Annotated in this window: 19 protein-coding genes; 10 read left to right on the plus strand and 9 right to left on the minus strand. The window is 55.3% G+C overall.

The window, feature by feature from the left end; translation table 11 throughout:
* Nucleotides 1-95: 95 nt before the first annotated feature.
* From ACF8D4_RS18865 to ACF8D4_RS18910, 10 genes are all read left to right on the plus strand, one after another.
* Nucleotides 96-851, plus strand: coding sequence for an endonuclease (locus ACF8D4_RS18865; protein WP_370629046.1), 756 nt, complete (start codon nucleotides 96-98; stop codon nucleotides 849-851).
* A gap of 18 nt (nucleotides 852-869) precedes the next feature.
* On the plus strand, nucleotides 870-1,601 hold the full coding sequence (gene rsmE / locus ACF8D4_RS18870) for a 16S rRNA (uracil(1498)-N(3))-methyltransferase (RefSeq protein WP_044735161.1): 732 nt from the start codon (nucleotides 870-872) through the stop codon (nucleotides 1,599-1,601).
* A gap of 43 nt (nucleotides 1,602-1,644) precedes the next feature.
* On the plus strand, nucleotides 1,645-2,604 hold the full coding sequence (gshB, locus tag ACF8D4_RS18875; protein ID WP_025889743.1) for a glutathione synthase: 960 nt from the start codon (nucleotides 1,645-1,647) through the stop codon (nucleotides 2,602-2,604).
* 7 nt (nucleotides 2,605-2,611) lie between these two features.
* Complete coding sequence (locus ACF8D4_RS18880) at nucleotides 2,612-3,928, plus strand: alkaline phosphatase (RefSeq protein ID WP_044735955.1); 1,317 nt, start codon at nucleotides 2,612-2,614, stop codon at nucleotides 3,926-3,928.
* A gap of 124 nt (nucleotides 3,929-4,052) precedes the next feature.
* On the plus strand, nucleotides 4,053-5,087 hold the full coding sequence (locus tag ACF8D4_RS18885) for a methyltransferase (protein WP_392466230.1): 1,035 nt from the start codon (nucleotides 4,053-4,055) through the stop codon (nucleotides 5,085-5,087).
* A gap of 301 nt (nucleotides 5,088-5,388) precedes the next feature.
* Nucleotides 5,389-7,059 (plus strand): DUF342 domain-containing protein, encoded by a 1,671-nt coding sequence (locus tag ACF8D4_RS18890; protein WP_109248594.1) that lies wholly within the window; start codon nucleotides 5,389-5,391, stop codon nucleotides 7,057-7,059.
* A 94-nt stretch (nucleotides 7,060-7,153) separates the two neighbouring features.
* Nucleotides 7,154-7,516 carry a DUF4144 family protein gene (locus tag ACF8D4_RS18895; protein ID WP_109248593.1) on the plus strand — a complete coding sequence of 121 codons (363 nt, stop codon included), beginning with the start codon at nucleotides 7,154-7,156 and terminating at the stop codon, nucleotides 7,514-7,516.
* A 119-nt stretch (nucleotides 7,517-7,635) separates the two neighbouring features.
* Nucleotides 7,636-8,763 carry a site-2 protease family protein gene (locus ACF8D4_RS18900; RefSeq protein ID WP_170946674.1) on the plus strand — a complete coding sequence of 376 codons (1,128 nt, stop codon included), beginning with the start codon at nucleotides 7,636-7,638 and terminating at the stop codon, nucleotides 8,761-8,763.
* Nucleotides 8,764-8,959: 196 nt separating this feature from the next.
* On the plus strand, nucleotides 8,960-10,021 hold the full coding sequence (locus ACF8D4_RS18905; protein WP_144191491.1) for an efflux RND transporter periplasmic adaptor subunit: 1,062 nt from the start codon (nucleotides 8,960-8,962) through the stop codon (nucleotides 10,019-10,021).
* Entirely contained in the window at nucleotides 10,021-13,095 is a 3,075-nt protein-coding gene (locus tag ACF8D4_RS18910; RefSeq protein ID WP_392466195.1) for an efflux RND transporter permease subunit, read from the plus strand. The genes ACF8D4_RS18905 and ACF8D4_RS18910 overlap by 1 nt, the downstream gene beginning before the upstream one ends.
* A gap of 91 nt (nucleotides 13,096-13,186) precedes the next feature.
* Here the strand turns inward: ACF8D4_RS18910 and ACF8D4_RS18915 are convergent, their stop codons facing one another.
* The 9 genes from ACF8D4_RS18915 to ACF8D4_RS18955 form a co-directional block, all read right to left on the minus strand.
* Entirely contained in the window at nucleotides 13,187-15,976 is a 2,790-nt protein-coding gene (locus ACF8D4_RS18915; protein WP_392466198.1) for a M16 family metallopeptidase, read from the minus strand.
* Between the two features lie 66 nt (nucleotides 15,977-16,042).
* Nucleotides 16,043-18,403, minus strand: coding sequence for a TonB-dependent receptor plug domain-containing protein (locus ACF8D4_RS18920; protein ID WP_392466200.1), 2,361 nt, complete (start codon nucleotides 18,401-18,403; stop codon nucleotides 16,043-16,045).
* 352 nt (nucleotides 18,404-18,755) lie between these two features.
* Nucleotides 18,756-19,613, minus strand: coding sequence for a pirin family protein (locus tag ACF8D4_RS18925; protein ID WP_208136142.1), 858 nt, complete (start codon nucleotides 19,611-19,613; stop codon nucleotides 18,756-18,758).
* A 99-nt stretch (nucleotides 19,614-19,712) separates the two neighbouring features.
* Nucleotides 19,713-20,636 (minus strand): phosphatidate cytidylyltransferase, encoded by a 924-nt coding sequence (locus tag ACF8D4_RS18930; RefSeq protein ID WP_025008904.1) that lies wholly within the window; start codon nucleotides 20,634-20,636, stop codon nucleotides 19,713-19,715.
* Nucleotides 20,633-21,271: a lysophospholipid acyltransferase family protein gene (locus tag ACF8D4_RS18935; protein WP_025889733.1), complete on the minus strand. Its 639-nt coding sequence runs from the start codon at nucleotides 21,269-21,271 to the stop codon at nucleotides 20,633-20,635. The genes ACF8D4_RS18930 and ACF8D4_RS18935 overlap by 4 nt, the downstream gene beginning before the upstream one ends.
* A gap of 19 nt (nucleotides 21,272-21,290) precedes the next feature.
* Nucleotides 21,291-21,719, minus strand: coding sequence for a hypothetical protein (locus ACF8D4_RS18940; RefSeq protein WP_109248587.1), 429 nt, complete (start codon nucleotides 21,717-21,719; stop codon nucleotides 21,291-21,293).
* On the minus strand, nucleotides 21,712-23,097 hold the full coding sequence (locus ACF8D4_RS18945; RefSeq protein WP_115389781.1) for a phosphatase PAP2/dual specificity phosphatase family protein: 1,386 nt from the start codon (nucleotides 23,095-23,097) through the stop codon (nucleotides 21,712-21,714). Before ACF8D4_RS18945 ends, ACF8D4_RS18940 begins: the two co-directional genes overlap by 8 nt.
* On the minus strand, nucleotides 23,097-24,866 hold the full coding sequence (locus ACF8D4_RS18950; RefSeq protein WP_392466205.1) for a bifunctional alpha/beta hydrolase/class I SAM-dependent methyltransferase: 1,770 nt from the start codon (nucleotides 24,864-24,866) through the stop codon (nucleotides 23,097-23,099). The genes ACF8D4_RS18945 and ACF8D4_RS18950 overlap by 1 nt, the downstream gene beginning before the upstream one ends.
* 25 nt (nucleotides 24,867-24,891) lie before the next feature.
* Nucleotides 24,892-25,506, minus strand: a complete 615-nt coding sequence (locus tag ACF8D4_RS18955) for a CDP-alcohol phosphatidyltransferase family protein (RefSeq protein WP_071238429.1) — start codon at nucleotides 25,504-25,506, stop codon at nucleotides 24,892-24,894.
* Between the last annotated feature and the right edge of the window lie 165 nt (nucleotides 25,507-25,671).

A 25,671-nucleotide genomic window follows, 5' to 3' on the forward strand; every position in this document is an offset into this window, starting at 1 on the left:
GCCAAGTTGCCAAGCCTGGCGGCTTCTTTTACTATCTGCTGCAACAATTCCAAGTCTGGCACCTGAGGTATCGGCTGTCGGCACCCGAAGTTATGATTTTAGGGAATAGCGTGATTTCATTGCACCTGCGGCCACTCGTGGCCCTGCCGCTGCTTTTGGCGGCCTCTTCTGTGCTGGCATCGCCCAGCCATCCAAGCAGTTTTTCCGAAGCCAAGAAACGCGCCAAGGTGATTTACAGTCAAACGCTGCCGGCAGTCAGTTTCTACTGTGGCTGTGCCATCAAAATGGAAGGCAAGAAATGGCAGCCGGATTTGGCAAGTTGCGGTTATCAGATTCGCAAACAAGAGACCCGTGCCAACCGCATCGAATGGGAGCATATAGTACCTGCCTGGGAGTTTGGCCATCAGTTGCAGTGCTGGCAAAACGGCGGCCGTAAGAACTGCAGCAGCAAAGATAAGACCTTTAAGCGCATGGAGGCCGACCTGCACAATCTGGTGCCGGCCGTGGGAGAGGTCAATGGCGACAGATCCAACTTCAGGTTCAGTCAGTGGAACGCCAAGCCAAGCCAATATGGCCAGTGTCAGATGACAGTCGACTTCAAGGGCCGTAAGGCAGAACCGCCAGCGCAGGCAAGAGGACGCATCGCCCGTACCTACCTTTATATGCAGCAGACCTATGGGCTCAAGATAGCCTCCAGCCAATTAAAGTTGTTCAAGGCGTGGGACAAAAGCTATCCAGTTGATACTATTGAGTGCCGGCGAGATCAGGTAATAGCCGCCTCTCAGGGCAATCACAACCCATTGGTGCAGAAAGCCTGCAACCAAAGCGGCCTCAGCGGCAGCGCAGAATAAGCCTAAGGAATACAGAGCATGAGAGTGCCGAGAATTTATCACACAGGCCCGATAACCCCAGGCCAAGTTCTGTCATTGGATGATGACGCCAGCGCCCATGTCGGCCGAGTGCTGCGCATGAGCAGCGGCGAGCAGATAAGCCTGTTCAATGGTGACGGCAAAGACTATCCGGCCACTATCGTCAGCGCCGGAAAGAAAGCCGTGGATGTACACGTGCTGTCTGCCATGGACAATCCCTCTGAGTCCCCCCTGGATCTGCACCTTGGGCAAGTGATCTCCCGCGGCGATCGCATGGACTTCACCTTACAAAAATCGGTAGAGTTGGGGGTTAACACCATCACGCCACTGTTTTCAGAGCGTTGCGGCGTTAAACTCAGCGGCGACAGGTTGGAAAAGAAACTGCAGCAGTGGCAAAAAATTGTTATCAGCGCCTGTGAGCAATCCGGCCGTAGCCGGGTCCCTGAAGTGAGACCGGTAATGGAGCTGGCAGCCTGGTGCGCCGAGCCCACGACGGCACTGAAACTCAATCTGCATCCCAGAGCCGCTCACGGCATCAATGGCCTTGAGCTGCCAAACAACAAGGTGCGGCTCTTGATAGGTCCGGAAGGCGGCCTGTCGGAGCAGGAAATTGCCATGACAGAAACCCAGGCATTTACCGAAGTTCTGCTCGGCCCCAGAGTACTGCGCACAGAAACCGCGGCGCTAACCGCCATTACCGCATTGCAGCTCAGATTCGGCGATCTGGGCTAACCATTTTCTGCCCTGTGGGCGCAACGAATAAAGGAAAGGCATCATGATCAAGCTCGGCATAGTGATGGACCCCATCAAGGATATCAACATCAAGAAAGACTCCAGCTTCGCCATGTTGTTGGCGGCGCAGTCCCGCGGCTATGAGCTCTTCTATATGGAGATGCAGGATCTGGCACTGCTGCAGGGTGAAGCCTGGGCCAAGATGCGGCCGCTCAAGGTTCAGGAAGATCCCACTGATTGGTACCAGTTGGGTGAAGCGACCGACACGCCGCTCAAGGAGCTGGATGTGATTCTGATGCGTAAGGACCCACCGTTCGATACCGAATATATCTACGCCACTTACATGCTGGAGCGCGCCGAAGAGGCCGGGGTATTAATAGTCAATAAGCCACAGAGCCTGCGTGATGCCAATGAAAAGCTGTTTACCGCCTGGTTCAGCCAGTTTACCCCCACGACACTCGTCAGCCGCGATCCGCAGCGGTTACGCGCTTTCCATGCCCAACATGGCGATGTGATCCTCAAGCCATTGGACGGCATGGGCGGCACATCCATATTCAGGGTCAAGCAGGACGACCCCAACCTGGGGGTTATTATAGAAACCCTGACAGATTACGGCCAAAACTATGCCATGGCGCAGGTGTTTATTCCCGAGATCACCAAGGGTGACAAGCGTATTCTGGTCATCGACGGCGAGCCTGTACCCTACTGTTTGGCGCGTATCCCCAAGAAGGGTGAAACCCGCGGTAACCTGGCGGCCGGTGGCAGCGGTGTTGCCCAGCCTCTGTCTGAAAGTGACTGGGCCATTGCCAGAGCCCTGGGCCCTGAGCTTAAAAAGCGCGGCCTGATCTTCGTCGGTCTGGATGTGATTGGGGATAAGCTCACCGAAATCAATGTCACCAGCCCAACTTGCATCAAAGAGATTGAAGCGGCTTTCGATGTCAATATCACCGGCATGCTGATGAATGCCATTGAGCAAAGACTGCAACAAAAACAACAAGGATGAGACTCTGATGAAACTGAGCCAACTCACGGGCGCATTGCTGGGACTGTCATTGCTGCTGCCACTGGCAGTCGATGCCAATCAGTTGCCCAATCCCGCCCCTTCCAGACCCCAAAATATCGTGATCATGGTCGGTGATGGCATGGGGCCGGCTTATACCAGCGCCTACCGGTATTTCAATGACAACCCGGATACCGAAGAGATAGAACAGACGGTATTCGATCGCCTGTTGGTCGGTATGGCCAGTACCTACCCCGCCAGAGTCAGCGGCTATGTCACCGACTCCGCCGCTGCGGCAACTGCGCTGGCAACCGGAGTAAAAAGCTATAACGGCGCCATCTCGGTCGACACCCAGAAGCAGCCGATCCCGACCATAATGGAAAAGGCCAAGCAGCGGGGCATGAGCACGGGAGTGGCGGTCACTTCCCAGATAAATCACGCCACACCGGCGGCCTTTCTGTCTCACAGCGAAAGTCGCAAAAACTATGTCGAGCTGGCCAACAAGTATCTGGAAACGGATGCCGATGTGATGCTGGGGGGCGGCCAGAAATACTTCGATCAGGAGCTGCTGGCCAAGTTTGATGCCAAGGGCTATCAAATTTTGCAGGAGTTCAGCGCGCTTGAAAGCATCAAACAGCCCAAGGTAATGGGCCTGTTTGCAGAAGTGCAACTGCCTTGGGTGCTGGACGACAAGGATGGCCATCGCCTCAGCACCATGACAGGCAAGGCACTGGAGCTCTTGTCACAAAACCCCAACGGCTTTGTGTTGCTGGTTGAAGGCAGCCTGATCGACTGGGCTGGTCACAACAACGACATCGCCGCCGCCATGGCGGAGATGGATGAATTTGCCCATACCATGGAAGTGGTCGAACAGTTCGTGCGCCAAAACCCCAATACCCTGATGGTGGCCACCGCAGATCACAATACCGGTGGTCTCTCCATCGGCAGCAAGGGCAAATATGCCTGGAACCCAGAGGTGCTCAAGGGGCTGTCTGCCAGTATTGATACCCTTGCCGCCGCTGCGTTGACCGCAGAAGACTGGCAAGCGCCGCTGGCTCAAGGCCTGGGTTTTGAGCTGGAACCCGCGTTGCTTGAACAATTGACCAAGGCCAGAATGCAAGGCAAAGAGACGCTGGCCAGCGCTATCAAACAGGAAGTGGATCGCCGCTCCAACACAGGCTGGACCACCGGCGGCCATACGGGTACAGATGTGCAGGTGTTTGCCACAGGCCCGGGTGCTGAGCTGTTTATCGGCAACCAGGACAACACGGATATCGCCTCCAAACTGATAAGCTTACTGCCCAAGGGGCAAAGGGCTGCTCAGTAATGCTTAACCTTGCAAAAAGCGGCCTTGGCCGCTTTTTTTATGTTTGCCGGCCATAACTCTTGCCCGCTGCCGCCACTGATTGGCTATAATGCGCGGCAGATTTTATCCTTGGAAGTCCCCAATGTTGCTGACACCGCCATCGCAATTACTGCTGCGCAACAGTGCGCTATTTGAAGGCCAAAGCCTGCTGCTGCTCAACCATGAGAGCGACAGCTGCGCCAGAGAGCTTTTGAACCTGTGCCCCAGAGTCGATGCCCTGGCGCTGGATTTCAATCACTTCCAACAGCTTAAGTCGCAAGCCAAGGCCGAGCTCCATTGTTACTTTGGCCACCAGTTGCCCCATACTGACAGGTTCGAGACGGTTGTGGTCTACTACCCCAAGGCCAAGCCGCTGCTCGCTTATCTGCTGGAACTCGCGGCGCTGCACCTGCAACCGGGAGGTCAACTACTGGTCATAGGGGAAAACAAAGGCGGGATAAAGTCGTTTTCCAAACAGCAAAGCCGCTGGTTCAGCAATGCGGCCAAACTGGACAACGCCCGTCACTGCCTGCTGTTTGCCGCCGAGGCCATCGCCAGCCCAACTGCGCTGGATATTGAAGCCTTTGTCAGCCATTACAGCTTGCCCACTCCCCAAGGGGACATACAAATCTGCAATATGGCCGGGGTATTCAGTGAAAAACGCCTAGATCTGGGCACTGAGCTGTTGCTGTCTCATCTGCCCAAGCTCGAGGGACGGGTACTGGACTTTGGCTGCGGCGCCGGAGTGATTGCCGCCGCCCTGCTCAAGGTCCAGCCGGAGCTTAATCTGGATTGTGTCGACATCAACGCCATGGCACTGCTGTCCTGTGAGCTGACACTGAAGGCCAACGGCCTGAGCGCCAAAGTCTATCCATCCGATGGATTGAGCGCCACTCAGGGCGAGTTCGACGCCATCATCTCCAACCCGCCGTTTCACGATGGCTTGGCAGCCACCACCCAGATTGCCGAAAGCTTTATCGCCGACAGCGCCAACAGGCTAAGGGACAGAGGAGTATGGCAGATAGTGGCCAATCGTCACCTGCCCTACAGCAACACAATCGCGGCCCATTTCGGTAACGTGAACGTGATTGCCGAAAACAACAAATACAAGCTTTACCGGAATATCAGTAACAAAAAGTAACGCCGGGCAATTTTGGTAACTTTTCGCTAAGAGATCAAAGATTTTTATAAGTATTCAGGGCTATTATCTTTTGAGCAACTGCTAATAATATGTTAACAACAGGCTTCGTTTTGGCGAGCTTATGTTGCTATACTCAACAGCAGTCGGGAAAATAATAATAGTACCATTCCGTACAGGAGTTGATTCAGTCGATACGCGCCTGTTGTCTCGCCATAGCATAGTTATGGCGTCAACAAACAGCTTGGTACTCGATGTTTAAACTTCGAAAAGGAAGGGTATAACTAACCTGGATAACTTTAATATGCTGGCGCCGGATCTCGTTGAACTCAGCAGCAATAAGCAATTTGCCGAGCTGAGGCTCATCCCCAAAACCCATGGCCCCGTGACCGAGGAAGCCATACGTCATCTGTTGGCCCTACCAGACTTCGCCAATCTCTGTCCGCTGGACAGTCAAATCGCCAAAGCCGTCAAGGACGTCAATAAGCTTTACGCCGAAGAAGACGGTCAGTTCGAGCAGTTCTTTCAGATAGCCGAGCGCCGTGACGGCCAGATATCACTCCAGCCCAGTAAAGATAAGATGCAAGCCGGTATGACCCTCACTGCCGCCTGGGGCGGTAAAGAGATCACCTTGCCGGACATTCTTCGCCGCCTGAAAGAAGAGAAGATCTGCATGGGACTGTCGAAAATCAAGATAGAAACCATGCTCAAACGCCTGAAGCAGAGTAAACCGGGCGAAACCATAGAAGGCACTATTGCCTGTGGCAAGGCGGCGGTGAACGGCAACCATGCCAGATTGGATCGCAAAGTGCCCCTGGCCCGTGAGCGTCTGCTGCACCCACAGGAGCGGGAGGATGGCACAGTGGACATGCGTAACCTGGGCGCAGTCATCATGGTTAATGCCGGCGATCTCTTGATGGAAAGGATCCCCGCCACTCAGGGCACCCCAGGATACAATGTTTTCGGCGAAGTATTGCCGGCCAAGCCGGGGAAAGATCTGGAGATGGTAGCCGGCAAAGGTACAGAGTTCAGCGCCAAAGACAGCAATAAACTTATCGCCACGGTTGCCGGTCAGCCGGTGGAAATCCGCAACGGCATGCAGGTAGATGATGTATTGCAGATAAAAGATGTAGACGTGGGCTACGGCAATGTCGACTTCAAGGGCAGTATCCTTATTAGTGGTGATGTCCACGAGGGGATGCAGGTCAAGAGCAGTGGCGATATCACTGTCATGGGTTTTGTCGACTCGGCATCCTTGATGGCCGAAGGAGATGTAACCGTCAGCAAGGGCATCATAGGCAGGCAGATCCGCGCGAATGAGTTGTCGACCCAAATCAGAGCCAAGGGGCAGATATCGGCCCAGTTTGTGCAATATTCCGATCTCCAATGCCAAGGCGATATCCTGGTGACCAAGCAGCTGCTGCACAGCAATAGCCGTACCGACAGTAAACTCACAGTCAGCGACGCCAACGGCCGCCGCGGAGATCTGGTGGGAGGAATTGCCAAGGCGGAAAAAGGCATCAAGGCCGTCGCCATAGGCGCTACAGCAGATACCAAGACAGATCTCTTCTGCGCCATGCGTTTGGGGGAGTACCGCCAAAACCTCAAAGATCTGGAAGAAAGTGTCCGGGTTTTGGTGGTAGCCGGTTTGGATATGGAAGCCAGACTGAGAAAACTGCCACCCAAGAGCGAATGGCAGGCAGATCCGGCCATGGTCGAGCAGGTCAAAATGATGCTGGAAGAGAAACACCGTGTCGATGATGAGCGAGTGCGGGAAGAAACCGAACTCGAGCTGCTGAAGGCGGAAACCGAAGGCTACTATCGCCATTACTTTGTCGAAGCCCTGAAGCATATCTACTCCAATGTGGAAATTCACATAGGCCCGGCGCAACAGCGCACCCAGAGGGAACATGGCCCCTGTGTGGTTCAAAACCAAAACGGAGAAGTCCATTTCGACTACAGCAGTCGCGGCTGATATTAAACCGGGCCTCGGTTCTACGCGGGATAATTAATCGCAACGCCAGGCCGTTGTGATATGGTGTTGGGGACAGCTTATTCCTGGAGCCCCTATGACACAGCCAGCCTGGCCAGCCATTCTGAAACCGGCAGATTCGGACGAACTGGTGTATCTCGAGAATGAAAGAGACTGGCTGGAATATATCTGCCTGAATCAACACCTGAGTTGCCAGGGCGATCAACTGATAGATTCCGGCGGCTTATGTTATCCCATACTTCCGGCCATTCGCTGTGACGAACCTGTACTGGCCTCATTGCCACAAATAGGCCCGAGCCATGCACAGCTCGAACTCACAGATCTCAAGCTGTTGGTGCAAAAGCACGCCGCCGCGATCGGCAGTTGCTGCGTCGCCAAGTTAGCCTTTATCACTTTTCCCCAAGGACTGGAGATGGTGCGTTATCTCGACAGTCTCTAAGGCGTTCTGGCAAAGGACTTGGGCCATATACTGCGAACTGCGCCTTGTATCCAAACCTGTAAGCCGATGCAAAGTCCCCACGGACATGTTCGCACCTTCCCTGACAAAGCCCGGTGCCCATGGGTATAATCGGCGCGTTTTCTCTCACCGGAGTCATAGATTTGCAACTTCTGAAAATAGATTGCTTAGGGAAACCTCTGAGGCTGGAAGGTTCCATGGCGGGTTGGCAGCAACTTTTTTGGGATAACCAATTAGTCTCACAACAAGCCGCCAGCGCCGATGACCAAGGCATTGGCAGCCATGAGTTCAGCCTCAGTCGCGCCGATGGCAGCAGCATCAAGGTACGCCTGGAAACCCAGCTCAACTGGCAACCCTTTGAGCTGAGCTATCGCTTGCTCATCGATGAGCAAGTCACGATTGAAGGCAGCCGCAATAGCAAAGATATTGAGCGGCAAACACCGGACATAGCGCCGGTAAAACAGCAGAAACTGAGTCTGGTGGGGCTGGTGTCTCTGGGCTTCAAACTGCTCAAGAGCGCCAAGGTGATCAAGGTAGTCCTGGCAGGAGCCAGTATTGCCGCCTACTCCTGGCTGTTTTCCCTGCAGTTTGCCCTGGCTCTGATAGCCTGCCTGGTGTTTCACGAGTACGGCCATATCCGGGCGATGAAATATTTTGGCATGAAGACCAAGGGTATCTACCTCATCCCCTTCATGGGCGGCCTGGCCTTGTCCGATGAGAAGATCAACACCCGCTGGCAAGACGTGGTGATCTCCATCATGGGGCCAACCTTTGGCCTATTGATGTCCCTGGCAGCCTTAGTGGCCTACTGGATCACAGGCAATCCCTTCTTTGCCGGTCTGGCGGCCTTTAACGCCTTGCTCAACCTGTTCAACCTGCTACCTATTTTGCCGCTCGATGGCGGACATATTCTCAAGAGCATCAGCTTTTCGATGAACAGCGCCATCGGCCTTATCGCCTGTATTCTGGGTGCTGCCATAGGGGTATTTATCAGCTACAGTCTGGGGCTGGCACTGCTGGGGTTCCTGTTGTTGATAGGCAGCGCCGAGATTCTGTTTGAGTGGAAACAGCGTCATCACAGTCATCTGCTGCCGCTGGACAGGTATGGGCAAGTGTTTTCCATTGTCTGGTATCTACTGACAGTGGCGGCCCTGGTGGCCGTTATCTGGCATCTGGCCGGCAGCGGTGATGACATGCTGGGACTGCCACTCAAGATATTGCAAAGCTGATTTAACACTCAGGTTGCAAGGCTGCCACAGCTGCGCGTCCTGGGTGCTACATTCAGGCAAATTAGTGCCTGAAAATCTCTATTGGGATCAAAAATCACAAAGATAGATCACCAATGCCTTAAATTGTCGGAATGCCCTGGATCCTGATTAAGGTAAACTGAATTGCTTACCGCTTAATCCATGATACAGGGCGTTTATGAAAACACTTTCAGGCTCCAGTCTTTGGTTACTGATCTTTTGTCTGCCAATTTCCCTATCACTCTCGGCACAGGAAGTTCAACCCCCTCCGGTAACCGTAGAAGCGGTGAAACAGGCATCCTTTAGAGATGTCGCCAACGAAGTCGGTAAAATTCGGGCTATCGACTCTGTGGCCCTCAGTTTCAACGCCAGCGCCAAACTCACGGCGATCCACTTCAAAAACGGAGACATGGTCAAACAGGGTGACTTGATTGCCGAGCTCGACAGTGTCAAGGCGCAAGCCGATGTCGACAAGGCCCGCAGCACGCTGGCTCTGGCGAAAACCAAACTGGAGCGAGTCAGAGGCCTGCTAGCCAAAGAGCCGGATTCACTGTCAAAACAAGATGTGGATGAGCTGGAAGAAAATGTGCAACTGGCCGCCGCCGATTTCAAACAGAAACAGGCCACCCTCGCCGATTACAGCCTCATCGCCCCCTTCGATGGCCAATTAACTTCCTTTACCCCCTCTATCGGTGCCCAAATAACCGCAGAAACACCTCTGGTAACCCTGTACCGCTTGGATCCGGTTGAAGTGCATTTTGCCATCAGCCAAGTCGAGTTCGGCAAGGCGCAGCGAGGTCAGGAGGTGCATCTCACAGTGGAGGCCTACAAGGGACGCGAGTTCAAAGGGCTGGTCAGCTATGTAGCGCCGGCTGTCGATGAGAGTTCGGGCAGGGTGGAGGTTCATGCGCAACTGAAGAACCCGGATCATGCCTTGGCTCCCGGAATGTTTGCCAACGTCAAACAGATATTCAGCAAGGGGATCAAGCACTTGTTGGTGCCACAAAATTCCGTCATTGCCAATAATGAAGAACGCTTTGTCTGGGTACTGCAAGGCGACAAAGTCAGCAAGCGCCCTGTGTCACTTGGGCGCAACACCAATGACGGTTATGTCATCATCAAGTCGGGGCTGCAAAACTCAGATACTGTGGTGCGAACAGGCATGCAGAACCTGCAAGAGGGAGGTGAAGTCAGAGTCCTGACCAATGCCTTATTGGCCACCGAAGAGGACCAACTCTGATGCGCCTGCCGGAAATCTGTATTCGCCACCCAATTTTCGCCTCGGTGATTAGCATAATGATAGTGCTGATCGGCCTGGTGTCTTTCGGCAAACTGCCGATTCAATACTTCCCTGACTACAACACTCACTCGGCTTCGGTCAGCGCATCCATCAATGGCGCCAGCGCCGAATTCATGTCCGAGAATGTCGCCGATAAGCTTATCGACGCCGCCTCCGGGCTGGATAAGGTCGATACCATGACCACCGACTGTCAGGAAGGCAGCTGCACTCTGTCCATCAACTTCAGCAAAGAGATAGATGACATCGAATACACCAATTTGATGAACAAGCTGCGCTCCAGCGTTGAAGCCATCAACGACTTTCCCCAAAGCATGATAGACAAGCCCAGAGTGACAGATGACGTGTCGGCGACCCATTCCGCCAGCAATATCATCAGCTTTGTCAACGAGGGCGGTATGACCAAGCAGCAGATGTATGATTACATCAGCCAGCAGCTTGTACCTCAATTCAAACATCTGTCCGGTGTGGGCGCTGTATGGGGCCCCTATGGCGGCTCACAGCGCGCCGCCAGGGTTTGGCTGAACCCGGATCAGATGAAGGCGCTCAATATCAAGGCCGCCGATGTGGTGGCCACCCTGAGCACCTATAACGCCACTTTTACCTCGGGCACCATAGTGGGCAAGTCCCGCGACTTCTCCATCAACCCGCTCAGCCAGGTTGAAAACATAGAAGATATTCGCGATCTGGTAATCCGGGTCGATAACGGCAAAATAATCCGGGTGAAGGATATCGCCAATGTCGTGATGGGCGAGGAGAGCCTGCGGCCCAGCCTTTTGAGCATTGGCGGACATCAGGCGATGTCGCTGCAAATACTGCCGCTGGCCAACGCCAACCCTGTGACAGTGGCACAAACCATACGTGCCGAAATCGACAGGATGCAACACCAGTTGCCGGCCGGTCTCAAGATGCAGTTGGTCTATAACCAAGCCGACTTTATTCAAGCCTCTATCGAAGAGGGTTTCTCTACCTTACTGGAAGCCATAGTGCTGGTATCCCTGATTGTGGTGCTGTTTCTCGGCTCACTCAGAGCCGCTTCGATTCCGATTATCACCATTCCCGTCTGTGTCATAGGGGTATTTGCCGTTATGGCCTGGCTGGGGTTCAGTATCAATGTACTGACCATATTGGCAATCATCCTCGCCATAGGTCTGGTGGTGGACGACGCCATAGTGGTGGTGGAAAACTGCTACCGCCATATAGAAAAAGGCGAAACGCCTTTTAATGCTGCAATCAAGGGCAGTCAGGAGATCATCTTTCCCATCATAGCCATGACACTGACACTGGCTGCCGTTTATCTGCCGATAGGTTTGATGTCCGGACTGACGGCCGATCTGTTCCGCCAGTTTTCCTTCACTCTGGCGGCGGCGGTGATCATCTCAGGGGTGGTGGCCTTGACCCTCTCGCCTATGATGAGTGCCTACCTGATTCAGCAAAGCCACAAACACCCGGCCTGGTTTCAGCGGGTCGAGCAGGGACTGGAGCGTTTAATTGAGCGCTACAGCCAGGAACTGGAGCTCTGGTTCAACCGTAAGCGTCTGTTGGCCGCAATTGCCTTGTTGCTGGTCGTTTCGGGTGGCGTACTCTATTGGTACATGCCCAAGGTACTGCTGCCCACAGAAGACAGTGGCTTTATTGACGCCAGCGCCAAGGGCCCCACCGGCGTTGGCCGCCAATATCACCTGAATCACAACGCCGAGCTCAACAGCGTTATGGATGACAACCCCAATGTAGCCGCCAATCTGGCTTATATCGAAGGCGGCCCGGTCAACCATGTGCTGCTGAAACCTTGGGGAGAACGCAGTGACACCGCCGCCGAAGTGATAGATCAACTGATAGCCAAAGCCAAACAGCAGGTGTCGGCCTACAACATGTCGTTCAGTGTTCGCTCCGCCGACGGCTTGAATATCCCCACCAATCTGCAACTGCAGTTGATGACGCTGGACAGAGACAAAGATGCCTTGGCCCACACCGCCGAGAAGGTGGTTAAACTGCTGGAGGACTATCCCGGGCTGACCAATATCAACAACTCGACCCTCAGGGACTTGCCACGCTTCGATCTCAGCATAGATCGCAATGCGGTGATCCTTTCCGGCGCCAGCTACAGCGATGTGACCAATGCGCTGTCGACCTTTTTAGGCTCGGTCAAAGCCGCCGATCTGCACTCGGACGACGGCTTCACCTACCCTATCCAGGTTCAGGTTAACCTGGAGATGCTGGGGGACTTCAATGTGCTCAGTAAGCTGTATGTCACCTCTGAATCGGGTGAGGCGCTGCCGCTGTCGCAATTTGTCACCATAAAGCAGGCAACCGCTGAGTCGAATATCAAGACATTTATGGGTCGCGACGCCGCCCTAATCAGCGCCGATCTTATGCCGGGTTACTCCCCGGGAGAGATCAAACTCTGGCTGGATGAGCAACTGCCGTCGCTGCTGGCTCCATCACAGGGCTATGCCTACAACGGCATAATCAAAGAACTGATGGACTCCCAGGCAGGCACTCAGTCACTGTTTTTGCTGGCTTTGGTGTTTATCTATCTGATCCTGGCGGCGCAGTTTGAGAGCTTTGTCGATCCCTTGATCATTCTCCTCACTGTGCCCCTGTGTCTGGTGGGAGCCTTGCTGACTCTCAACCTCTTTGGCCAGAGTATGAATATCTATTCCCAGATAGGATTGTTGACTCTGGTAGGCCTGGTGACCAAACACGGGATCTTGCTGGTCGAGTTCGCCAATAAGCAACGCCAGGCCGGCAAAAGTGCCCTCGATGCCGCCATGGCCAGCGCCCGCTCAAGGCTGCGTCCTATTTTGATGACCTCGCTGGCGATGATCCTCAGCGCCATCCCATTGGCCATAGCCTCTGGCCCCGGCTCTCTTGGACGGATAAACATAGGCCTGGTATTGGTGGGTGGCTTGTTGATGGGCACCTTCTTCTCGCTGTTTGTGGTGCCTGTGGCCTACTTGGCCATGAGCCAGTTAAAACAAAAAGATGTGCTGGCCAAGCTAAGAGGCAAGATCTAAGTTTTCGCCAACGCTCTATCACTTCTTACTCACCCACTTTCCAACTCTCAAAAAAGCGCCACCCCGGGGGTGGCGCTTTTTTGCCTGAGTTTTACTCGCTTGCCGGCAGCATCACGGCCTCAAAGACCTGGCTTTGCCGGATAAACTGCTTAAGCAGGCTATTCAGCTCAGCGGCAGTGACCTCCTCATTGAAGCGAATGTTTTGTTCTATCTGCTGCGGCCCACCCACTGTCATATAGCTTTGGCTGACCGCCTCCAGCCAACCGAGATTGGATTTAAGCTCCCGCTGCAGCCTGTCCTGACGCTGACGGCGCTTATTTTCCAGCGAATGGGGCGATACTCCCTCATCAGCCATCCGCTTGAGCACCAGATGCAATTGCTGGATCAGTTCATCGACCCGCTCCGGATCGCTGCTGAAGCTGATACGGCCCGAGCTGAAATCTTCCCCCGGCTCCTGCCAGAACCAAGCGGTTACCCCATAAACGCCGCTGGCCTCCTCTCTGAGTTTGAGCCTCAGCTGCTCCTGAATAAGCTCCCCCATGAGCGACAACTGATAGGCTTGCTTTGCTGACCAAGGCTGCGGATAGGAGGTCAGATAGACCTCTGTTTCGGCTCTGGGCTCACCGGAGACAGGCATCTGCAGACGCTCCTTTGGGGTCGCCGGCCGAATTTGGTATTGCTTGCGCGCCTCCCTTTTTACCTCAATCCCGGCCAGATACTGCTCGGCCAGGCGAATGAGGCGCGCCTCGTCGATATCGCCGACAAAGAACAGAATAAAGTCGGTATTTCCCAGCATGTGACGGCGATAATCGGCCAGCAGCTCATCCTCGGTCAGGGTCGTCAGCAACTCGGGAGCCGGGTTGTAAACCGTCGGCACTCCGGGATAGCGCTTGCCATCTATGGTGCGGGCAAACTGCTCCCCAGGGTCATTGGCATATTGTGCCCGGGTCGCCTGATACTCTTCGCGCCAGTGCTTCAAGGCATTCGATGCAAACTGTACCTGTTGCAACTTGAAGCGAAACAGCTGCAGCAGCGCCGCCAGATCATCCCTGTGGGCCCAGCCGGAAAAGCCTTGCGTCTGGCCGTCCAGCAAACTGGAAAGCACCAGAGGATAGTCGCTGTCATAGTTGATGATCGCCTGCTGCGGCACCTCGCCGGCGCCGAACTCATCTGCCAGGTTCACCGCCAGACGCAGCTTTTGCGCCTCCGAAGGCGCCAGACTGCCCATCCCCCCGACAGTCAAGGCCTTGAAATGCACTTCACCTGGGTTGAGATCAGATTGGCTGAATACCAGACGCAACCCGTTGCTGAGTCGATACTCCTTCAGGCGTCCATCGGCGGCTTCACCGATAAAGCGACTGCTGCCGGCCTCGGCCTTGAACTCGGGCATCTCAGCGGTCTGTTGCCCGGCTTCAAAGTCGCTGTGCTGCCTGCTCATACTCTGCTGCCATAATGCATTGGCTTCAGCACTCGTCAGTGCCGATATCTCCCCGGCCCCAAGAGTCTGCAGCAATAAGCGGGAACTTGGCGCCGTTAAACGCGCCAGCGCCTGATTGATATCCTCGGTCGTCAGCGAGCCAATCAGCTCCAGGTTGAGCCGGGCTCTGTCTTTATAGCTCAACCAGGGGTCGAGATTGGCAGCGGTAGTGACCAGGTCGCCGGCAATATCTATGCTGTAAACCGCCTTGTCGGCGCGGCGCTGTTCCAATTTCAGTTGGCGTTTCAGCTGGGAAGCCACGGCCTTATCGCTGAAACCATGCTGCTTGAGGGTGGCCAGAAGATCAAACAGTGCACTGACGGCGCTATGGTACTCACCCTTCTTGAGCTGCAAGGTGAAAATGCTCTGTCTGGTCTCGCGGCCAATGGCCGAAGAGAAGAAAGCGCCCGACAGCAGCCAGTCTTGATGTTGCTTCTCCCACTGCTGCAGACGCAGATTCAGCATACGCCCGGCTATCTGCTCGGCCAGCTCGCGGCGATAACCGGCCCGCGAATAATCCGGCTCAAGCGGCGAGAAAAAGCTCAGTTCCAGCGCCGGCTCTTCGGCGCCGACTTCATGCACCTTGGCGGCCCTCAGGCCATCTTGCAGCGGTATGCCAAAGTCCACGGTTTCCAGTGGTGTTGTGGCCGTGGGCATGGCTCCCAGATATTGCTCGACCATGGCCTTGAACTTGGCGACATCTATATCACCGCTCGCCACCAGCGCCATATTATCCGGCCGATACCAGCGGCGATAAAAGTCGGCCACCCGCTTACCGGATACCTGGCGTATGGTTTCGGGATCGCCGATGGGATCGCGCGTCGCATAACGGGAACCGGCCATTTCGATGGCAGACTTTTTGTCCCCCAAACGCAACATAGGCCCAAGCCTTGCCCGCCACTCCTCCAGCACTATGCCACGCTCGGCATCGAGATCGTCGCGGGCAATGCTCACCTCTGCCGCCCAGTCGGCAATAATTCTAAGCGCCAGCTCCAGAGTCTGCGGCCGGTTATCCGGCAGATTGAGCAGATAGACGGTATTTTCAAAGTCAGTGAAGGCATTGACATCTATGCCAAACTTCAGCCCGGCATCCTCCAGCGCGCTGATGACGCTGTTGCCCTTAAAGTGCTTGCTGCCGTTAAAGGCCATATGCTCGACCATATGGGCCACGCCTCTTTGGTCGTCATCTTCATGCATGGAACCGGCGTTGACCACCAAACGCAGATACACGCGTTTGGCCGGGGCATCGTTGGGGGCCAAATAATAGCGAAAGCCATTGTCCAGCCGGCCCTGAACCAAGTCAGGATCACTGTTCAGAGGCAGCATATCGCTGGTTTGACAGGCCGCCAGCAGGCAAGCCATCGCCGCCATCATCAGGCAGCCGAATCGTGTTTTAACAATCATCTCAGGATTTCCAGAACTCAACAAAAGCAGCTTCCGGTGAAGCTGCCCATCACTACGACTCAGGGTTTAGAAGCGATAACCCACTTCCAGCCAGAACTGACGCCCTGGGGTATAGAGGCCGTATTCGCCGTTCTGGTTAGCCTTGAGGCTATACTGGCGCACCTGGTTGAGCACATTGTTGATATCCAGCTGCAGATAGACCTCACCGCCCAGCGCCTGCGGCTCCCAGCGAATACGGCTATCCCACTGGGTGTGACTGCCGAAGTCATAGCTGCGGTACATCTCCAGCGCCGCCTGGCTGTTTACCGACTCATATCCCCGTACCGGCGCCTTGACATAAAGCTTGTTGCCCCAGGTGATATTCCAGGCCGGTAACTCCATATCCAACCCAAGACGCACCATCCACTCTTCCTGGGATGAGTTGACCTTCTGCTCCATCTGGCGACGGCTCATCATGGCGCCATCGAGCATCACCGCCTCATCCGGGTTCATCGCCTTATCCAGATCGTTGCGATCTGTCTCCAGCCAATCGGCCGCCAGCGACCACTCCCATTGACTGGCACCTAAGGTCAGCGGCGCTATGTTATTCAGTTGCAGGGTGTAGACATGAACCTTGTAGTCTTCGCCATTGCGATAGTCGTCCACCTTGACGCTGCCTACCTGGCTTCTATGGGTCACCAGGCGATCGCGATAGTCCCTCAGGGTATAGCGACCACTCAGGCTTAAATTGCCCAGATTCTGGTGCAGCGCCAGGGTCAACTCATCGGAGAAGGGGGTTTTCAGATCCTTGATGCTTTCGTATCTGCGGGTGTGATCCTGGCTGAGTTTAAGTATTTCATCCGCCAGCTTCATCGAAGCGAAAGAGCGGCCATAGTAACGGTTAAGCCCGATATCCACCCGGGTGCCCTCGACGACATCCCAGTTGAGTGCCAGCCGCGGCGCCAGGTTGAGATTATCCAGGTAGTCATCATGCTCAAGCCTCAACCCGGGGCGGAATTGCCAGGAGCCGAATTTAATGGTGTCCTGCAGATAAGCCGCCGAGTTGCGGTGGCGGGTGTCTATGCTGCCGGCCAATACGGTTTGTTCATCGAGCGGCATCTCCATGCCCGACATTATCAAGCGGATCTCCTGATTGACCTCCCTTGGGCGGTAAAAATCATAGTCGGTCTGCTGGAAACTCAAGCCGGTTTCCAGGCTGTGACTGACATCGCCCCAATAGAGGCGTTTGAAGCTGACATCGGCCAGCAGTTGCAGATTTCGCTGCTTGAGACGACTGTCGCCATAGCCCCCCTTCTGGTAATCCAGCCCGGTATCGGCATCACTGATCACCAGCACAGTATCACTCTGGGAGTGACGCTCATCCTCAAAGCTGTCGTAGGCCGCCTTGAGGGACAAACTTCCCAGGCTGAACTCCCGCTCCAGACTCAGGGTCGAACCCAGTGCCAAGTGGCTGTCTTCAAAATCATTGTCTATGTTCTCGCCCATAAACAGGCCTTCACTGTAGGCCGAATAACGCCAGTCCCAGTCGATTCGGGTCAGGGGATCCGGCGTCCAGGCCAGATTCAACAACAGGTTGTCCGATCTGCGGCTCTGATCCTGAGAGTCAACCGTACCTTCTGCATCCATGATCCTGCTCTGGCGAATGCTGGAGCGGCGTTGACCAAAGGCCAGCACCATGCCCAGCTCGTCGTTAATCCCCTGCTGCCACTGCCCCGAATAACTGTGTTTAACAAAATCGGGTTGATAGATGGCCTTACCCCCTTCGGGCCTGGCCTGCTGTAAAAACTCGTTGATGTTGGGATCGACCTTCTGGCTGGTCCAACTGCTGCGGCTGGTACGGTACCGCAGCTGGCCGCCGTTGACGCCGTTGTAGCTCAGGGTATCGGCCACTACGGCCCCACCGGTAAAGCCCCCCAGGCTGGCCGGCACATTGTTGTCATAAACGGTGATCCCGGCCAGCATGGCGGCATCGAAAAAATAGGCCTGCTCAGAGCTCATCCCCGGCAAGACCCCGACACTGCCGTCAAACAGGCCTGAGCTGGGATCCAGATCGTTGTTGATATTGATGCCATCAATAAGAAACGCTGTCTGTTCAGACTCGGCGCCATAGATGGAGATCTTCGACGGTTTGATTTCACCGCCACTAAACCCTTCATCCAGCCCCTCCAGGCGAACCGCAGGGTTGGATTTGACCAAGTCGCTCAAGTTGCCATCGGCCGAAGGGGTACGGCGGATCATCTGCTCATCCAGAGTGCTTTTGCCATCCAAACCGTTATCGGCTCTGTCTTTGACTGTCACAACCGCGCTGGTTTCGGGCGACTCATTCGAAGAGGGCGCTTGCTTATTTAGCGTTTCGGCGCCGGATGCGGCGCAAAAGAGTACGGCTGCCACAGCCAAAGCCACGGCAGAAGGTGCGGGGTATTGCATATAAAACCTGACCAATGAGAATGATTCTCATAATTGTTACAGGCAAAATATTTCCCGACAAGATAGCCAAAATTCAGCCAAGGTAATAAGAATGTTTTGTAAAAAGCGCCACAAGTTTAACTTTTGGTAACTTTTTGAGAAAGGAGCAAACAATCAGGCCCAGGCTAACCTTTAAAATCAATCAAAGGTGGGGTTGGGCAAAACCTATCACAGGTTAACCGCACCGTATTCCAAATGACTTTTTAACGAAAAAATCTTAAAAATTTACATTTGTGTCAGCACTGATGTGCTGTTTAGGCGGAAAAAAGCAAGAGGCGGCCACAGCAAAGCAGCCGTCTGTTGCCTATGTCAGTTAAACGGAACCGGATGGGATCTCACCAAAATCACCGTTTTGGTAGTCACGAATGGCCTGCAGGATCTCCGCCTGGGTATTCATCACAAAAGGCCCCATCTGCACCACGGCCTCACCAATGGGGTTACCGGCCAGAATGAGCAGGCCCGCGCCCTTGAAACCGGCTTGCAGCTCGAGAGGATAACGACTGTCGAGCAGCAACATATTACCGGCCGCCAGTTGTTTGCCATCCGGCAGTTGCAATTCACCACTGTGCAGATAGAGCGCCAGTCGCCCCAGATGACTGAGATCCAACTCGGCTTGGGCTTCCGGCGCCAGCGTCAAATCGGCAATCGCCGCATCGCCGGCCAACCCGGTCAAGGGAGCACTGGCTTCAGTACCGGCGAAACGCCAGTCACCGGCCAGCAGTCTCAGGCTGGCGCCGTCAGTTTCAAGCTGTTGGTGTTCATCGGCTGCGCTGTCCTGATACCTGGGCGGCCGCATCTTGTCCTTGGCCGGCATATTGAGCCAGATCTGAAAGCCATGCAGCCCCTCTTTGGCATCGGCCAGCGGCATTTCGGAGTGGACCACACCGCGGCCGGTACTCATCCACTGCACCTTGCCTTCGCGGATGGCGCGGACATTGCCCAGTTGATCCCTGTGCTCAAAGCCGCCCTTGCGGATATAAGTAAAAGTTTCCATACCGCGGTGGGGATGCGGCGGAAAACCGCCGAGATAATCGCGTTCATCGTCGGAGCGGATCTCATCCAGCATCAGATAGGGATCCAACGCCAGAGCCTGAAAATCGGCGACCCGGCTGATATTGACCCCATCGCCGTCAGAGGTGGGTTGCGCCGGCAGTATTTGCAATATTTTCATCATTGGGCTCCTTCAGTTTGGAATAACCCCAGCTTACTGCCGACAAATAACAACAAAAAGCGCATTTATCCGCTATGAGTCTTCGACTTTATAGAAAGGTCACACCCACCAATAGCGCACCACATGGAAGAAAACCGGCGCAGCAAAACAGACAGAATCCATGCGATCCAGCATGCCGCCGTGGCCCTCTATCATATGGCCCCAATCCTTGACGCCGCGGTCACGCTTGATGGCCGACATCACCAGTCCTCCGGCAAAGCCGAGCAGGTTCACCAGTAAAGCTATGATTGCCGCCTGCCAGGGGGTAAATGGGGTGATCCAGAACAGCGAGGTACCCACCAGCGTCGCCAGCAACACCCCACCGACCAGGCCTTCGAGGGTCTTGGAGGGCGACAGCTTGGGTGCCACCTTGCGTTTGCCAAACAGCTTGCCACAGCAATACTGCAGCACGTCGGAGAGTTGCACCACCAGAATGAGCCAGGCGATCAGCAGCAAGTTACGCCCTTCATAGCCCTCAATCTTCAAGGTCATCAGCGCCGGCACTGACGAGACACAATAGACGGCTATCATCAGCCCCCACTGCACTTTGGCGGTACGCTCAAGGTAACGTGTAGTATCGCCGCCAAGTGCTGCCAGAATCGGCATCAGCAGGAACAGATACACGGGAATAAAGATACTGAACATGCCGTACCAATGGATGGCTATCAGCAGATACTGCACCGGCAAGGCAAAATAGAAGGCGGCGACCAGGGCAGGATAATCGCTGGCCCGGGTCGGTGTCAGGGTTAAAAACTCCCTGAGCGCATAGAAAGATACCAGGGCAAACAGCAATATCACCCCATAGAGCCCGAACAGGAAAGCGATACCTATGGCCAACACCATCATCCACCAGGCATCGATTCTGGCATTGAGATTGGCAATAACGGCGTTGTTGCCCTTACGCCAGGCCAGCAAACGACCTATCAGGGTCGCTACCACCAGCAGTAGGCCAATACCGGCAAACAACCACAGTGTCTGGTTCATACTTCCTCCCGTGACATTGCCAATAGTGCCAAACGCAAACGCTCGAGAAAGGCCACCTTGGTTTCCTGCGGCTGCAGCTTGATAGGCGTACCAAAACTCAAAGTGCAGAGCAGCGGCAACGGCAGATAACGCCCCTTGGGCATGGCGCGATTGAGGTTGGCAATCCACACGGGGATCAGTTCCAGATCCGGGCGCGAGTGTGCCAGATGATAGATTCCACTCTTGAACGGCAACAATGGCGCCTCGCTCAGATTACGGGTCCCTTCCGGGAAGAAGATCAGCGAGTCACCCTCTGCCAGCGCCTTTTCCACCGGCGCCAGGGGATTGCCCTCACCATGGCTCTCTCTTGGAATAAGCACGGCATTGAATACCCGCTGAATAATAAAGCGCCTCAGCGCCGTCTTTTGCCAATACTCGGCGCCGGCGACCGGACGTGTCTTGCGTCTCAGCAAGGCAGGCAGTGATGCCCACAGCAACACAAAGTCACCGTGACTGCTGTGATTGGCAAAGTAGAGCCGCTGATTGTGATTGGCGCGGCAACCAAGCCACAGGGCGCGGGCACCGGTGACCAACCTGGCCGCCGAGGTGATCCCAAAGGCGGTCAATCCCGCGAGCCAGCCGATTAGGGTATCCATAGATAAGGGTAAACTCCTCTTACAGGAAAAAGCGCCAGACGAGTAACAACACCAACGCCGCGGCCTGCCCGGCAAAGCAGAGGAACAGACGCTTTAGCAGCGCCTGCGCCCCTTGGGCGCGCTGCAGCATACTGCGACCGGCCTGCTCTTCTTTAAGCCAGCCGAGCTGCTGCATGCTGTGATCCAGACGTTCGCAGGAATGCTCCCCTGCCAGGGCGGCAAACAGCTTGGCATCCAGCGCCACTCTGAGGCCCAAATACTGTCCGCCCAGCCCGAAAAGCACCATCAACAGGGCGCTGAGCAGTTCCGGCCATCCTTGAAGCTTGCCGCCCCAGATAAGCAGCAAAGGTGCCAACATCAAAACCGCACTGAACCAGCGCAGCGGCGCGGCATTGCCTAGTAAAGTGGCCACCAATTTTGCCAGATCCCGCTGCTGCGACTCAGGCATGTTGCACCTCTGGCGGGCAAAAACCGGACTTGAGCCGCTCCAGGTAAGCCAGAGTCTCTGGCTTGAAAACCACCTTGGGCCTGACGGCGGCAATCATCTTTGCGGCATCCAGGGCACTGCCGGCCCGACCGCTCAGCAGCAACCAGGCCGCCAATACCAGGGCGCTACGGCCATAACCCAAGGCGCAACATACAAGTAGAGTACCTGAGGTGCGCAAACACTCGAGCCGCCTGACCGCTTCCAGGCAGTCCTGTTCATCCGGCAAACATAAATCCAGCATGGGCATGGGCTGATACCATTTGAGCTTGCCTTCGGTCATCCCCCGAGCGGGTGTCAGCAAGGCCTTGCCTGAATAGGGGAAAGGCAACTCGGCGCAGAGATCCAATATCGCATCATATTGCTGCGCTTCACTCATGGTGGGCATGCGCCCGAGCCAAACCCCAGGCAGCACCTCTTGCGCCGCCACCTGGCCACCGGTCCAGAAACGGATATTGAGCCAGGCAAACAAACGATAAGGTAACAACAGCCAGCGACTGGCGAAGCTGGGATGGCCCAGCTCACTCTTTTGAAAACCCGCGGCGGCAAACAGGAGATAATTGAGCGCCACCATGGCCAGCGCCAAGGCCAGCCAAAACAGCAGCATGCCAAGCAGACTCATGGGCCAGAGCATGGCCGCGAGCAGCAGCAAGACGGCGCCCACGCCATAAGCCGCTGCCAGCTTGAGCCTGCGGGGTTCCCTCGCCAAACTCAAGCGGCTGAACGAATTTCGTGGCCACAGCCAGAGGCAGAACAGACCGGCCGCCAGCCCTGTGGGCAGGTCGATAAAATGATGTTGCCAGGTCGTCAGCACAGACAGGCCAATCAAGGCAAACCAGCCGTGGAGCAGATAACGCCAGGCGCCCTTGGCCCGCTGACTGTATTCACTCCAGAGCACCACCAAGAGGGCGATGTGCAAAGAGGGCGCCTGATTGAAAGGCTTATCAAACCCCATCAGGAGATCGAACAAACCACCAAAAACGCCGTCGAGCGGCGGGCGCTCAAAACTGAATTTAAGTGGCCAGATGAGAAAACAGCCGATACACAGAAGCTGTACGCTCAGCAGCCTGAGCCCCAGTCTGTCTATCCCCTTGCGGCTGAGGGGGAGCAGAAACGCCAGGCCGTAGAGAAGATCTATCGACCAGTAAGGCACTATGGTCCAGGGCCAGAGCGGAATGGCATGCTCCCAGGAAAACACCAGACTGGGAACCTCACTTTGCTGCGAGGCATACCAATTGGCAAAACCATAGCTGGCAAAGAAAAACGGCGCCAACAAGGCCAGCCAAAGCAGGCCACGGCGAATGGTGCCGACCTCGCGTCGACGGGCGGGCAGCTCAGGCATCAGTCGGCCTTACGCGCCATGGACACGGTAAATATGCCCCACTCATCCACTCTTTGAGTCAACTTGTGAAAGCCGTTGGCTTTGGTCAGTTGATCCATCTCCTGCTGACTGCGGCGACGCATCACCCAAGGCTGACCGTCTCTGTGGCTGGTCAGGGCCCGGCCGATGAATTCCAGCTGCGGATGCCAGGGCTGGCCCGTGTAGATAAGCAGGCCTCCGGGCGCCAGTGCCGCGGCAATACCCGCCAGGGAGCGGGACACAATCTCATTGTCACCAAACAGCTCGTAAAGGCCGGAGACTACCGCCAGGGTTGGTTTGGGCTCGACCGCCGCCAGCGAATCAAAGTCGAAGGCATCGCCCTTTTCAAAGCGCACTATGTCACTGAGGCCAAGCTCATCGATGAGGGCGCGGCCGTCGCGGATATTGATATCACTGTAATCACGCAGCAGCACAGAATCGGGCTTGATATCGCTGTTCGCCAGGCTCTCCAGCAGATAGCGGCCATGTCCGGCGGCCACATCCATCAAATGCAGCGGCTTTTCTTCCTTTCTGAGCGTCGACAGCGCCTGCGCCAGCAACTCTTCGATATGGCGTTTACGCTGGCGTATGCCGCGCCAGCCAATGGCATTGAGATATTGTTTGTCGACAAAGCGGCCAAACTCCCCCTTGCCGGAGGGTGTGTTGCGATAGACATAGTCCAGGGTACTGCCCGAATCGAAGCCGCGCTCGAACCCCAGAGCGATGCCCTCTGAGTATTTCTCCCCCAGCTTCATCACCGCACGGGTGGCTTGCCAGTATTTGGCCTGCCAGGAAGCCTCGGGCAGAGGGGCGGCGAGCGATTCACTTTCGGCGCAGCTCGGGCCGAATTTATCTTGCTGCAACAAATTCACTGCCGCCTGCGGCGAGGCGATATTGGCCCGCAGGAAGCGTCTAATCCTGGCTATCGGGTCGGCCCGGTCCAGCTCTCCCAGGGTGTCATGGTAAAACCCGGGCAGCAGGTGCAATTCTTTACGCTGGGAACCCAAACGCTCAAAAAACTGCTGCTGCGGCTTGCGCCGAACCACATAATCGGCGCCCGAGATCAGTACCTGAGTCGGTACAGTAATCGCCTGGGCATTGGCCACCACCCTTTCGGCGGCATCATAGAGTCCCAACAACACATTGACCGAGATCGGCCTGGCGATCAGTGGGTCTGTCTCAAAGCTGTATTGTCTGGCTGGGTCATGGGTCAACAGCTTGGCCTTAACATAGCTGTTGACGAAAAAGTTGCCCTTGAGGCTCCTCAACAGCTTGAGCCCAGGTATAGCAAAAGGCACATAGAGTTTGACGCTGAAGGCCGGCGACGCCAGCACCAGCGCTCGAATAGAAGGCGCATAGTCATGCACCCAGGTGCTGGCCAGCACGGCACCGACACTTTGGGCCACCACACACAGCTGCTCTTGGCTGAAACCATGTTTGCGCTCTATGTGTTCCACAAAGGTCTGAATGTCGCGGACACTGGTACCAAAGGAGGGGCTGTCGCCTCTGGCGCCCGGTGATTGCCCATGACCACGGGCGTCCCAGGCGAAAAAAGCCTGCTCAGGCAGCGCCAGTTCATCCACCAGGTGCGCCATTCGGCCACCGTGTTCATGGCCACGGTGAAACAACAACACGGCCCCGGGATCCTCTTGTTTATTGGTTTCCAGCGCCGGCCAGAAACGATAAAACAGCTGGAATCCATCATGGGTAGTAAAAAAGTGTTCCTCGGGTACCCTTGCGGCATTATCCATATATTTCATTCCTTTGATAAACAACTTAACTTGCGCTCTCGCCCTGCTTCAAACCGGATTTTACCCGGTTGAATATGGTCAGGCAGAGTAACAGGAGAACCAATGACAGGATCAAATTGAGCCAGAATGGTGTCAACCAACCCAAGGCGACGGCCAGCCCCAGAATACCGAAGACAAACGCGCGATCGCTCTTGCCCATAGGGCCATCATAGCGGCGCTCGGCTCCCACCATCAGGCCTAGCACCCCGGCATATTCACTGGCTATGGCCAGTAAGGTCAGAGCGATCACCAGTGCAGGTTCCACACCACCTAGCAAGGCAAAAGGCAGATAGAGTATCGCATCCGAAACAATATCGGCGAGCTCATTGAGATAGGCGCCGAGACGGGATTGCTGCCCAAACTCGCGGGCCAACATGCCATCTATGGCATTGAGCGCCATTCTTTTCAGCATCCAAATCGGGATGAGGGCAAAGAGCCAAGGATGAGGCCAGATAAGCAACAGGGTTCCCAGCAGTATAGAACCCAGCGCCGCCAATACCGTGACTTGATTGGCGCTGACGCCGCGCCGATACAGACGGGTAACCAGTGGCCTCAGTAGGCCCTGAAAGCGGGATTTCAACTGATAAACAGACAAACTCATTGGCTACAACATCCTAATCGAGAAAGGAAAGTTCTCACAGTCATCCTTGAGTATCGAGCAAATGACCAGAGTGCACTATGCCTGATTTTTAGTGTGCTTCAAAGTGCTTGAGGGAAAAAGCCGCGGCTGAATCACGCCTCGGTTGCAATGCTGTCGGCAATAGGG

The sequence above is a fragment of the Shewanella sp. YQ_9 genome, assembly GCF_043103185.1.
GTDB classification, from domain to species: domain Bacteria; phylum Pseudomonadota; class Gammaproteobacteria; order Enterobacterales; family Shewanellaceae; genus Shewanella; species Shewanella algae.

Excerpts from the sequence above, each read along its gene's own strand:
- rsmE (WP_044735161.1), top strand. The coding sequence starts at position 870 with ATGAGAGTGCCGAGAATTTATCACACAGGCCCGATAACCCCAGGCCAA.
- gshB (WP_025889743.1), top strand. The coding sequence starts at position 1,645 with ATGATCAAGCTCGGCATAGTGATGGACCCCATCAAGGATATCAACATC.
- ACF8D4_RS18880 (WP_044735955.1), top strand. The coding sequence starts at position 2,612 with ATGAAACTGAGCCAACTCACGGGCGCATTGCTGGGACTGTCATTGCTG.
- ACF8D4_RS18890 (WP_109248594.1), top strand. The coding sequence starts at position 5,389 with ATGCTGGCGCCGGATCTCGTTGAACTCAGCAGCAATAAGCAATTTGCC.
- ACF8D4_RS18895 (WP_109248593.1), top strand. The coding sequence starts at position 7,154 with ATGACACAGCCAGCCTGGCCAGCCATTCTGAAACCGGCAGATTCGGAC.
- ACF8D4_RS18900 (WP_170946674.1), top strand. The coding sequence starts at position 7,636 with ATGGGTATAATCGGCGCGTTTTCTCTCACCGGAGTCATAGATTTGCAA.
- ACF8D4_RS18905 (WP_144191491.1), top strand. The coding sequence starts at position 8,960 with ATGAAAACACTTTCAGGCTCCAGTCTTTGGTTACTGATCTTTTGTCTG.
- ACF8D4_RS18910 (WP_392466195.1), top strand. The coding sequence starts at position 10,021 with ATGCGCCTGCCGGAAATCTGTATTCGCCACCCAATTTTCGCCTCGGTG.
- ACF8D4_RS18915 (WP_392466198.1), bottom strand. The coding sequence starts at position 15,976 with ATGATTGTTAAAACACGATTCGGCTGCCTGATGATGGCGGCGATGGCT.
- ACF8D4_RS18920 (WP_392466200.1), bottom strand. The coding sequence starts at position 18,403 with ATGCAATACCCCGCACCTTCTGCCGTGGCTTTGGCTGTGGCAGCCGTA.
- ACF8D4_RS18925 (WP_208136142.1), bottom strand. The coding sequence starts at position 19,613 with ATGAAAATATTGCAAATACTGCCGGCGCAACCCACCTCTGACGGCGAT.
- ACF8D4_RS18930 (WP_025008904.1), bottom strand. The coding sequence starts at position 20,636 with ATGAACCAGACACTGTGGTTGTTTGCCGGTATTGGCCTACTGCTGGTG.
- ACF8D4_RS18935 (WP_025889733.1), bottom strand. The coding sequence starts at position 21,271 with ATGGATACCCTAATCGGCTGGCTCGCGGGATTGACCGCCTTTGGGATC.
- ACF8D4_RS18940 (WP_109248587.1), bottom strand. The coding sequence starts at position 21,719 with ATGCCTGAGTCGCAGCAGCGGGATCTGGCAAAATTGGTGGCCACTTTA.
- ACF8D4_RS18945 (WP_115389781.1), bottom strand. The coding sequence starts at position 23,097 with ATGCCTGAGCTGCCCGCCCGTCGACGCGAGGTCGGCACCATTCGCCGT.
- ACF8D4_RS18950 (WP_392466205.1), bottom strand. The coding sequence starts at position 24,866 with ATGGATAATGCCGCAAGGGTACCCGAGGAACACTTTTTTACTACCCAT.
- ACF8D4_RS18955 (WP_071238429.1), bottom strand. The coding sequence starts at position 25,506 with ATGAGTTTGTCTGTTTATCAGTTGAAATCCCGCTTTCAGGGCCTACTG.